We start from the raw sequence: 12,909 nt of genomic DNA on the forward strand, positions 1-12,909 counted from the left end.
ATGAATCAGTCCCTTGAGCTTTCGGCAATCTATCCCCTGACGGCAGCCCAGCGGGACATCTGGCTGGACCAGATGACCAAGGGCGACTCATCGTTGTACAACATCGGTGGTTATCTCCACATCGAAGGTGCCGTCGACCCTGAGCGCTTCCAGCAAGCGGTCGACCTGTTGGTACAAAAACACGACGCCCTGCGCACGGTACTGCTCTCGGACGCTGGCACCGGTGGCATGCCCATGCAGAGGCTGGTCGATACGCTGACGGTGCAGGTGCCTGTGCGTGATTTTTCTGATCGGTCCGATCCGGAGGCATCGGCCCAGGAATGGATCGCGCAAGGGATGGCGAATGCGTTCCCGCTGAACGGCGGCGAGCTGTATCGCTTCGAGCTGCTCAAACTCAATGAGGCTTCGTTCTATTTCGTCACCCTGGTTCACCACATTGTCCTGGACGGGTGGAGCATCGGCTTGATGTTCAAGGACCTCGGCGAGCTTTACACCGCGCTGGGATGTCACCAGTCGCCTGATGTATCAGCGCCTTCGTATGTGGAGTTCATCCAGGACGATGCCCGCTATCGCGACTCCCCTCGTTTTGCGCGTGAGCAGCAATACTGGCTGGAAAAGTATCAGGATGTCCCGCCACCGTTATTCGTGGCCCGCGACCGTGACCGCTACCCCAATGGCATGGCCCCCAGCCGCCATGCCGTATGGCGCTACGCGCAAACGTTGAACGAGCGGATCGACGTTCTGGCGCAGGCGCATAAATCGTCACGCTCCGCCGTGCTGCTCGCCGCGCTGTATGTGTTTTTTGCCCGCACCACCCAGCGAGACGACCTGGTCATCGGCTTGCCGATCCTGAACCGCTCCAATGCGGCCTTCAAGAAGACCATGGGCATGTTCACCCAAGTGAGCGCCGTGCGGCTGCGGTTCAGCGCCGACTTGTCATTCGGCGAACTGGTACACGAGGTGACGCGTACCCTCAAGCAGGACTATCGCAACCAGCGGTTTCCCCTGAGCGACATGAACCGCTCGCTGGAACTGCTACGGGACAACCGCGCGCAGTTGTTCGACGTCTCGTTCTCCTACGAACTGGACGATCACCAGTTCATGTTCGGGCAAACCCCGGCCCGCTCGGTGAAATGCTCGAACGGGCATGAGCAGATGCCGTTGGCTATTCATGTCAGGAGCAACCCCAACGACGACCATGCCTGGCTGCACTGGATCTACAACGAAGCGTTCTTCCAGCCGGGTGAAATCGACGCGATGGCCGACCGCTTCATGCATGTATTGGAGCAAGGGTTGCGCGACGACACGTTGCCAATCCAAGGGTTCGTGTTGCCGACCCCGGCCGAAGCTCGCCAGCTTCAAGCCTGGAACGCCAACGATGGACACCACTATGAACATGACCGCACGATCCACGGCCTGTTCGAAGTGCACGTGGCCGCGCAACCCGACGCGTTGGCAGTGGTGCATGAAAACCAGGTACTGACCTACGGCGAACTCAATGCCCGGGCGAACCAGGTTGCCCATCGCCTGTTATCGCTGGGAATTCGCCCGGATGACCGGGTCGCGATCTGTGTCGAGCGTGGCCTGGACATGATTGTCGGCTTGCTGGGTATCCTGAAGTCTGGCGCAGGCTATGTACCGCTGGACCCGGCCTATCCCCTGGAGCGTCTGGCATTCATGCTCGAAGACAGCGCTCCGGTGGCGTTGCTCACTCAATCGGCGCTGCCGGTGCAGCTGCCGGCGCTGACTGTCCCAGTGCTTTTGCTCGACCAACCGGAAGCTGCGGGTATTGCCGCGCAGCCGCAACACAACCCCGACATTGCGGCGCTGGCATCGCACCATTTGGCCTACGTGATTTACACATCGGGTTCGACCGGCCTGCCTAAAGGCGTGATGGTCGAGCATCGCAACGTCGCGCGCCTGTTCTCGGCGACGCAGCCTTGGTTCGATTTCGGCCCGCAAGACGTGTGGGCCTTGTTCCACTCGTTTGCCTTTGATTTCTCGGTCTGGGAGATCTGGGGTGCATTGACCCATGGCGGCCGCTTGCTGGTGGTACCGCAGCTGGTCAGTCGTTCGCCGCAGGACTGTTATGCGCTGATCTGCGAAGCCGGTGTCACGGTGCTGAACCAGACACCGAGTGCGTTCCGCCAGTTGATTGCGGCCCAGGGCGAAAGTGACCTGAGCCACCAACTGCGCCAGGTTATTTTCGGCGGTGAAGCACTGGATACCGGGATTCTCAAGCCGTGGTACGCCCGCGAAGCGAATGCCGAGACGCAACTGGTCAACATGTACGGCATCACCGAAACCACGGTGCACGTGACCTACCGGGCATTGTGTGCGGCCGATGCGCAGTTGGTCGGCGTCAGTCCTATTGGTAAGCGCATTCCTGACTTGCGCCTGTACCTGCTCGATCAACATGGCCAACCGGTACCCGTGGGCGTGGAAGGCGAGTTGTATGTCGGCGGCGCTGGCGTGGCACGGGGCTATTTGAATCGGCCGTTGCTCAATGAAACCCGCTTCATCGCGGACCCGTTCGACGGTTCGGCACAGGCACGGATGTATCGCACGGGCGATCTCGGTCGTTGGCTGGAGAACGGTGAGCTGCAATACCTGGGGCGCAACGACGAACAGGTGAAGATCCGCGGTTTCCGCATCGAGCTGGGCGAGATCGAGGCGAAGCTGGCGGCATGCGATGGCGTACGCGAGGTGGTGGTGATCGCGCGTGAGGACGCACCGGGCGATCAACGTTTGGTGGCCTATCTGATTGCTGACGAAGGCGCGCAACTGTCGGCTATCGAACTGCGTTCCAAACTGCTGGGTTCCTTGACGGACTACATGGTGCCGAGCGCGTTCGTGGTCCTGGATACGTTCCCGCTGACCACCAATGGCAAGCTCGATCGCAAAGCGCTGCCGACGCCCGATTCAGAAGCCTATGCCCGTCGCAGCTACGAAGCTCCGACAGGCGATGTGGAAATCACCCTGGCCGGGCTATGGGCTGAACTGCTCGGTGTGGAGCAGGTGGGACGGCACGACCGATTCTTTGAGCTGGGTGGTCACTCACTGCTGGCGGTCAAGCTGATTGAGCGCATGCGCCAGGTCGACCTGCATGTCGATGTGGGCGTGTTGTTCGGCCAGCCGACGCTGGCGACATTGGCCGCTGCCACGGGTACCAGCGGGGGCATCGTCGTACCGGACAATGCCATTGCCCTTGATGCCGAGCGCATTACGCCGGACATGCTGCCGCTGGCAACGCTGACCCAGGAGGAGATCGACCGGATTGTCGAGGCCGTGCCGGGCGGCGTGGGCAACGTGCAGGATATCTACGGGCTGGTGCCATTGCAGGAAGGCATCCTGTATCACCACCTGGCAACCACGCAAGGTGATCCCTACCTGTTGCAGGCGCTGTTGCGCATGGGCAGTCGCGAACAGCTGGATGCTTTCGTGCAGGCCCTGCAGGCGGTGATTGCGCGGCACGACATCCTGCGCACTTCGGTGCTGTGGGAAGGCTTGGACGAGGCGGTGCAGGTGGTCTGGCGTGAAGCCCGGCTGAAGGTGGAAGAACTGGCCCTGGATGAGGCCGAAGGTGATATCGCCGGTCAACTGCAGGCCCGCTTCGACCCTCGGCATACCCGCATCGACCTGCGCCAGGCGCCGATGATGCGCATCCACTTTGCCGAAGACGTTGCCAACGGCAGCTGGGTGGCGGTGCTGCTGTTCCATCACCTGATTGACGATGCAACCTCGCTGGGCATGCTGGGCAAGGAAATCGAGGCGCACCTGGAGAACCGTCCGGATCAACTCCCGGTATCGGTGCCTTACCGCAATTACGTGGCGCAGATTCGCTTGGGCAGCGATCCCGAACAACATGAGGCGTTTTTCAGCGAGATGCTGGGGGATGTGGACGAGCCGACGCTGCCGTTCGGTCTGCAAGATGTGCAGGGCGACGGCCACGGCATCGAAGAGGCTTCGCTGGCACTGGCTGGCGAACTGACCCAGCGCCTGCGCACCCAGGCCCGGCGCCTGGGGGTCAGCACGGCGAGCCTGCACCATTTGGCCTGGGGGCAGGTGGTGGGGCGTTTGTCCGGGCGCCAGGACGTGGTGTTCGGTACGGTGTTGATGGGCCGTATGCACAGCGGGCAGGACGAAGGGCATGCTTTGGGCATGTTCGTCAACACGCTGCCCTTGCGCGTCGAGGCGGGTGCCCAGGGTGTATTGGGCGCGCTGAAGAACACCCACGGGCGACTGGCGGCGCTGCTGGGACACGAGCATGCGCCGTTGTCCCTGGCGCAGCGTTGCAGTGGCGTCGCCGCGCCCACGCCGCTGTTCAGCGCGTTGATGAACTACCGGCAAACCGCCGTGGCCGCGCAGGCACCCAAGGACGCAGGCCTGGCACGCACCTGGGCCGGGGTGGAGATCCTCGGGGGCGAAGAGCGGACCAATTACCCGCTGTCGTTGTCGGTGGATGACCTGGGCGAATCGTTCGGCCTGACCGTGCAAGCAGTGGTCGGCATCGGTGCCCAGCGCGTTTGCGCCTACATGCACGCCGTGCTCGAAGCGCTGGCCGATGCGCTTGATCAGGATGTGAACACGCCGCTGCACCGCCTGAATGTTGTCCCCGCCACTGAAAGCCGACAATTGCTCGAAGACTTCAATGCCTTCGATGCGGTCTACCCGGCGGGATGGCTGGTCCATCAACTGTTCGAGGCGCAAGTCCAGGCCCGGCCGCAAGCCGTCGCACTGAGCTATCAGGGCCAGAGCCTGAGTTACGCTGAACTGAATCGACTGGCCAACCAGATTGCCCATCGCCTGATCGAGCAGGGTATCCGCGCCGACGATCGCGTGGCGATCTGCGTGGATCGCAGCCTGGAAATGGTCGCGGGGCTGGTGGGTATCCTCAAGGCGGGCGCCGGCTATGTGCCGCTGGATCCGGCCTATCCGACCGAGCGCCTGGCCTACATGCTGGACGACAGCGCGCCCAAGGTGCTGCTGACCCAGCGCGATTTGCAAGGGCGTTTCCCACAGTTGAACGTGCCGGTGTTGCTGCTCGATGCCGAGGAGCGCGATGCCGCCGGCATCAGCGCCCAGCCGCCCACCAACCCGGACGCGAACGGGCTGAGTCCCGATAGCCTCGCCTATGTCATCTATACCTCGGGTTCCACTGGCCAGCCCAAGGGTGTGGCCATGGCGCACCGTGCCCTGGTCAACCTGATGCAGTGGCAAATCGCACAGGCGGCGCAGCAGGGCCGGGATGTCGCGCGCACGTTGCAGTTCGCCGCCCTTGGCTTCGACGTGGCGTTCCAGGAGATTTTCAGCACGTTGTGTGCCGGTGGCGAGCTGTCGCTGATCCATGCCGACCTGCGCCTGAACTTCCACCAGTTGTTCCAGCACATCCGCGAGCAACGCATTGAGCGTCTCTACCTGCCTTGCATCGCCTTGCAGGCGTTGGCCGAGGCGGTGGTGAGTGACGGTGGGAACGGGCCGTTGGCCTGCGAGCTGCGGGATGTCATCACCGCGGGCGAGCAACTGCGTATCACGCCACAGATCCGGGCCTTCTTCGAGCGCCTGGACGGCTGCCGCCTGCACAACCACTACGGGCCGACTGAATCCCACGTCACCACCGCGCTGACATTGCCCGACGATGTCGCGTCCTGGCCAACGCTGCCGGCCATCGGCCGCCCGGTGGCCAATACGCGTATCTACCTGCTGGACGAACACCTGCGGCCGGTGCCGGCGGGCGTGGCGGGCGAGATTCACATTGGCGGCATCTGCGTTGCCCGTGGTTACCTGAATCGTGATGACCTGAGTGCTGAACGCTTCATCCGCGACCCGTTCGCCGCGGATGAACAGGCACGCCTGTACAAGACCGGTGACCTGGGGCGCTACCAGCCCGACGGTTGCATCGAATACCTGGGGCGCAATGACGACCAGATCAAGATCCGCGGTTTCCGCGTCGAGCTGGGTGAAGTCGAAGCCAGGCTTTGCCAGCATCCTGGCGTGAAAGAGGCCGCTGTCATCGCCCGGGAAGACAGCCCTGGCGACAAGCGCCTGGTGGCGTACTTCACCGTCCCGGTGGCAGACCTGGCGCCTGACGCCGACGCGCTGCGCACGCATCTTCAGGCACTGTTGCCGGACTACATGGTCCCGGCCGCCTATGTACGACTGGACAAACTGCCGCTGTCAGCCAACGGCAAACTCGACCGTCGCGCACTGCCGGCACCCGAGGCGGACGCCTTTGCCAGCCGAGCCTACGAAGCGCCCCTGGGCGAGGTGGAAGCCGTGCTGGCGCGGCTCTGGAGCGAAGTCCTCGGGGTGGAGCAGGTGGGTCGACACGACCACTTCTTCGAACTGGGCGGGCATTCGCTGCTGGCGGTGAAACTGATCGAGCGCATGCGCCAGGCCGGCCTCAGTGCCGACGTGCGGGTGCTGTTCGGCCAACCGACCCTGGCGGCGCTGGCGGCGGCGGTAGGTGGTCGGGCTGATGTTGTGGTGCCGGTCAATGGCATCGCCGCTGGTTGCGAGCGGATCACTCCGGCCATGCTGACGCTGGTGACGCTGGACCAGGAAACCATCGACCGCCTTGTCGGGAGCGTCCCGGGTGGTGTCGGCAACGTGCAGGACATCTACCCACTGGCGCCGCTGCAAGAGGGGATTCTCTACCACCACATTGCCGCAGAAGAAGGCGACCCCTATCTGCTGCAAGCCGCGTTCGCCATGGACAGCCGCGCTCAGCTCGATGGCTTTGTCCAGGCCTTGCAGGCAGTGATCGACCGGCACGATATCCTCAGGACCGCCGTGCTCTGGGAAGGCCTCGACGTACCGCTGCAAGTGGTGCTGCGCAGCACCCGGCTGGTGCTCGAAGAACAACGGCTGGATCCGGCCCGGGGTGATATCGCCACACAACTGCAAGAACAGTTCGATCCCCGGCACTGTCGCCTGGACCTGGGCAATGCCCCCCTGATGCGTCTGGCCTGCGCCTGGGACAGTGTCCATCAGCGCTGGGTCGCGATCCTGCTGTTCCACCACATCGCCCTGGACCACACGGCGCTGGATGTGATGCAGGACGAAATGCTGGCTTACCTCAGCGGTGAAGCCGACCGCCTGTGTGCGGCCATGCCTTACCGCAATTACGTGGCGCAGACCCTGCTGGGTGTAAGCCGCGAGCAACACGAAGGTTTCTTCCGCGACATGCTCGGTGACGTGGAAGAGCCGACGCTGCCATTCGGGCTGCGTGAAGTCCAGGGCGATGGTCGCGGCATCGAAGAGGTCAAGCTGAACCTCGATGCAGCGCTGTGCCTGCGTCTGCGGCGTCAGGCCCGGCAACTGGGCGTGAGTGCGGCTGCCTTGCATCACCTGGCGTGGGCCAGGGTGCTGGGGCGCTTGTCCGGCCGCGAAGACGTGGTCTTCGGGACGGTGCTGCTGGGCCGCATGCAGAGCGGCGAAGGCTCGGATCGCGCCCTGGGCATGTTCATCAATACCTTGCCTCTACGGGTAAATGTGGGTGCCCAGGATGTACGCAGCGGGGTCAAGGCGACCCATGAGCGGCTGACTGCCTTGCTCGGCCATGAACATGCCTCGTTGGCCCTGGCCCAGCGTTGCAGTGGCGTGCCGGCTTCGTTGCCGCTGTTCAGCGCCTTGCTCAACTACCGCCACAGCCCGCTCCAGGACAACGACGGCATCGAGCGTTGGGCCGGTACGCAGGTGCTGGCCGTCATGGAGCGGACCAACTATCCGTGCATGTTGTCGGTGGATGACCAGGGCGAAGGGTTCCTGTTGAGTGTGCAGACGGCTGGCGCGGTCGATGCGCGGCAGGTCGGCGCTTACATGCAGACAGCCTTGGCGAGCCTGGTGGAGGCGCTGGAATTCGCGCCCCAATCGATCCTCAATGATCTGGATATCCTGCCGGAAGACGAGCGTTCGCAGCTGTTGCGGGATTTCAACGCCACCGAGGCCGATTACCCGTACGCGCAGACTGTTCACGGACTGTTCGAAGAGCAGGTGCAACGCACGCCGGATGCTATCGCGGTGCTCCATGGCGAGCGGCGTCTGAGCTATTGGGAACTGAACGAGCGGGCCAACCGCTTGGCGCATTACCTGCGCAAGCAGGGTGTGCAACCCGATTCGCGGGTGGCGATCTGCGTTGAGCGTGGCATCGATATGGTCGTGGGTTTGCTGGCCATTCTGAAGGCCGGTGGTGGTTATGTGCCGCTGGATCCGGCTTATCCGCTGGATCGGATTGCCTACATGCTCGAAGACAGTGCCCCAGCGGCGGTGTTGGCGCAGCCAGCAACGATTGGACTGTTGGCTACTGCCTCGATGCCAGTGATCAATCTGGATAGCGGCCTGTGGCAGGACGAATCCGTCTTGAATCCAGAGATTGCGGGGCTGACTTCAGCGCATCTGGCCTACGTGATCTACACCTCCGGTTCGACCGGTCTGCCTAAAGGCGTGATGATCGAGCACCGCAACACGGTGAACTTCCTCACTTGGGCGCACCGTTCGTTCGACGCCGAAACCTTGGCGAAAACCCTGTTCTCGACTTCGCTGAACTTCGACTTGGCGGTCTACGAGTGCTTCGCGCCGCTGACGTCGGGTGGCAGCATCGAAGTCGTCACTAATGTGCTGGAACTGCAACAGGGCGAGCACGACATCACGCTGATCAACACCGTACCTTCGGCGCTCAAGGCGTTGCTGGAGTCCGGCGGGCTGGGTGAGGGCGTCGACACGGTCAACGTCGCCGGTGAAGCGCTTAAACGCGCTCTGGTAGAAAGCCTATTTGAACAGACGCAGGTCAAACGCCTGTGCAACCTCTACGGTCCTTCGGAAACCACGACCTACTCCAGTTGGGTATCGATGGCCCGGGAAGACGGTTTTGCCGCGCACATCGGCAAACCGGTGGCGAATACGCAGTTCTACTTGCTGGATGAACACCAACAACCGGTGCCGCTGGGCGTTCCGGGTGAGATCTACATCGGCGGCGCTGGCGTGGCTCGCGGTTATCTCAATCGCGATGACCTCACCGCCGAGCGCTTCCTCACAGATCCATTCAGCAGCGCGCCAAACGCCCGCATGTACAAGACCGGCGACTTGGGCCGCTACCTGCCGGACGGCAACATCGAGTACCTGGGCCGTAACGACGACCAGGTGAAAATCCGTGGTTTCCGTATCGAACTGGGCGAGATCGAAACCAAGCTCGCCCAGCACCCAAGTCTCAAGGAAGCCGTGGTCCTGGCTCGCGAAGATGTACCAGGTGACAAGCGCCTGGTCGCCTATTTCACCCAACACTCGCCAAATGAAACGGTCGACATCGAAACCCTGCGCACGCACCTGCAAACGCAGCTGCCGGAATACATGGTGCCAATGGCCTACGTCCGCCTCGACGCATTGCCACTGACACCGAACGGCAAACTCGACCGCAAGGCACTCCCTGCACCGGACCTCGACGCGCTGATCACCCGCGGCTACGAAGCTCCGCAAGGCGAAGCCGAAAGCACCCTGGCGCACATCTGGCAAGACCTGTTGGGCCTGGAACAAGTCGGTCGTCACGATCATTTCTTCGAACTGGGCGGGCATTCCCTGCTGGCGGTCACGTTGATCGAGCGCATGCGCCAGGTCGGTTTGAGTGCCGACGTGCGCATTCTATTCAGTCAACCCACCCTGGCTGCGCTGGCAGCGGCGGTCGGTCATGGTGACAACGAGGTCAGCGTTCCGGCGAACCTGATTCCCTTGGATTGCCAACACATCACCCCGGCCATGCTGCCCCTGGCAACGTTGAGCCAGGACGCCATCGACCGCATCGTCGCGACAATACCCGGCGGTGTACGCAATGTGCAGGACATCTATCCGCTGGCGCCGCTACAAGAGGGCATTCTCTACCATCACCTCGCTGCCGGGCAGGGCGACCCCTATGTCTTGCAGGCACAGTTCGCGTTTGACAGCCGTGAACGTATCGAGCGTTTCACCCAGGCCCTGCAGGGTGTGGTCGATCGCCATGACATCCTGCGCACCTCCATGGCCTGGGAAGGGCTGGACGAGCCGGTGCAAGTGGTCTGGCGCAAGGCAATACTGGGCGTCGAGCAAGTGCGCCTCAGTCATGACGACGGCGACATTGCCAGCCAACTGAAGGCACGCTTTGACGCCAGCCATCATCGCCTGGATATCCGCCAGGCCCCGCTGATGTGCATCCGATTTGCCGAGGATGTGCTCAACCAACGTTGGGTGGCGAGCCTGCTGTTCCATCACATGGCGCTTGACCATACGGCGCTGGAGGTGGTGCGGCACGAGATGCAGGCCCACCTGTTGGGGCAGGACGGCCAGTTGGGCGATGCGGTGCCATACCGCAACTACGTGGCCCAGGCCTGCCTGGGTGTGAGTCGTGAAGAACACGAGGTGTTTTTCCGCGAAATGCTGGGGAACATCGACGAGCCGACGCTGCCGTTCGGCCTGCAGGATGTTCGCGGCGATGGCAGTGGCACGGAGGAAGCCCGGCAAGAGATCGCGACTGATTTGAGTCAACGCCTGCGCACCCAGGCCCGTCGCCTGGGGGTGAGCGCGGCCGCCTTGCATCATTTGGCCTGGGCCCAGGTGTTGGGCCGGGTCTCGGGCAGAGAAGACGTGGTGTTCGGTACGGTATTGATGGGGCGGATGCAGGGCGGCGAGGGTGCCGACCGGGCATTGGGCATGTTCATCAATACTTTGCCGATTGGTGTGCAGGTCGGTGGGCAGAGCGTGCGCGATGGCGTATTGGCGACGCATGCGCGGCTGACCGGCCTGTTGGGGCACGAACACGCCTCCCTGGCGCTGGCCCAGCGTTGCAGCGGGGTTGCGGCGCCGACGCCGTTGTTCAGCGCGTTGCTCAATTATCGTCATTCGCTCGCCGAACCCATTGCGTTACACACGTCGTCGGCCTGGCAAGGGATCGAGGCACTCGGTGGCGAAGAGCGCACCAATTATCCGCTGACCATGAGCGTCGATGATCTGGGTGAAGGCTTCAGCCTGACGGCCCAGGTCGAATCCCGAATCGGTGCCCAACGCCTCTGTGGCTACATGCAGGTGGCGTTGGAAAACCTGGCCGATGCGCTGGAGCACTCGCCCCAGGCACCGTTGCACAGCCTGGCGATCTTGCCGGCGGCTGAACGCAAGCAACTGCTCGAAACCTGGAATGCGACTGACGCGGCGTATGCCCATGACGCGCTGATCCATCAGCAGTTCGAAGCCCAGGTCGCGGCGCAGCCCCAAGCGGTGGCGGTGGTCTATGAAGACAAGACGCTGACCTACTGTGAAGTCAACGCCCGGGCGAACCAGGTCGCGCATCGTTTGTTGGCCTTGGGTGTGCGCCCGGATGATCGGGTGGCGATCTGTGTCGAGCGCAGCCTGGATATGATCGTTGGCCTGTTGGGCATCCTGAAGTCCGGTGCGGGGTATGTCCCCGTCGATCCGGCCTACCCGGCGGAACGTATCGCCTACCTGCTGCAGGACAGTGCACCGGTTGCGGTGTTGGCGCAGAGCGCTACCCATGGCTTGTTGGCCAACGCGTCAGTCCCCGTGATCGACCTCGATAGCGGCGATTGGCAGGACGAATCCATCTCCAACCCCCAGGTGCCGGGCCTCGATTCCAGCCATCTGGTGTATGTGATCTACACCTCCGGGTCGACCGGCCTGCCCAAGGGTGTGATGGTCGAGCATCGTAACCTCAATAATCTGGTGGCTTGGCATTGTCAGGCCTTTGAGGTGAAACGCGGCAGTCGTACCTCCAGCGTCGCCGGTTTCGGCTTCGATGCGGCGGCCTGGGAAATCTGGCCTGCGCTGTGCGCCGGTGCAACGTTGTTGCTGCCTCCGGCCCATGCGGGCAGCGAGGATGTCGATGCGCTGCTCGATTGGTGGCAAGCCCAGGTGCTGGACGTGTGCTTCCTGCCCACGCCCATTGCCGAGTACGCATTTGGCCGCCACCCCGGTCACGACCAGTTGCGCACGCTGCTGATCGGTGGCGACCGCCTGCGCAAGCTGCCTGTCGACCTGCCTTTCGAGCTGATCAACAATTACGGCCCGACGGAAACGACCGTGGTCGCCACCTCGGGGCGGATCGATGCCTCCCAGGCGGTGTTGCATATCGGTAAACCGGTGGCCAATACACGGGTCTATCTGCTCGATGCGCACCTGCAACCGGTTCCGGTCGGTGTGGCAGGTGAGCTGTATATCGGTGGTGCCGGGGTTGCGCGGGGTTATTTGAACCGTCCGCAGTTGACCGACGAGCGCTTCGTGAGGGACCCGTTCAGCCCCGTGCAGGACGCCAGGATGTACCGCACCGGTGACCTGGGGCGCTACTTGCCGGACGGTAACATCGACTATCTGGGGCGCAACGACAGCCAACTGAAAATCCGCGGCTTGCGCATTGAGTTGGGTGAAATCGAGGCCCGGCTCGGCGCTTGCGCCGGTGTGCGAGAGGCTATCGTCGTGGCGCTGGGTGAGGCTTCGGATGACAAGCGCCTGGTGGCGTATTACACGGTTCATGACACCTTGGATCAGGCGCTGACGGCTGACAGTCTGCGTGAACAGTTGCAGGTGCACTTGCCCAGGCACATGGTGCCGTCGGCCTACGTGCACCTGGACACGTTGCCGCTGACCCCGAACGGCAAGCTCGACCGCCGGGCTTTGCCGGTCCCTGACAGTGATGCCTATTCAAGTCGTGGCTATGAGGCCCCGCAAGGCGAGGTCGAAACGCTGCTGGCGCAGATCTGGGCCGACCTGCTCAAGGTCGAGCAAGTGGGTCGTCACGATCACTTCTTCGAACTGGGCGGCCATTCCCTGCTGGCGGTCAGCCTGATCGAGCGGATGCGCCAGGCGGGGCTGAGTGCCGATGTGCGCGTGCTGTTCAGCCAATCCACACTGGCCGCACTGGCCGCGGCGGTCGGC

The 12,909-nt window shown here is 63.0% G+C and carries 1 protein-coding gene (cut by a window edge); it reads left to right on the forward strand.

The genetic code is table 11. The features are described from left to right. A protein-coding gene (locus QNH97_RS12265) for a non-ribosomal peptide synthase/polyketide synthase (RefSeq protein WP_283557062.1) crosses the window boundary here: on the forward strand, positions 1 to 12,909 show its 5' end (the start). 16,200 nt of this gene lie beyond the right edge of the window; the window shows 12,909 of its 29,109 coding nt (coding positions 1-12,909); its start codon is at positions 1 to 3; its stop codon lies off the right edge, out of view.

The organism is Pseudomonas sp. G2-4 (assembly GCF_030064125.1).
GTDB lineage: Bacteria > Pseudomonadota > Gammaproteobacteria > Pseudomonadales > Pseudomonadaceae > Aquipseudomonas.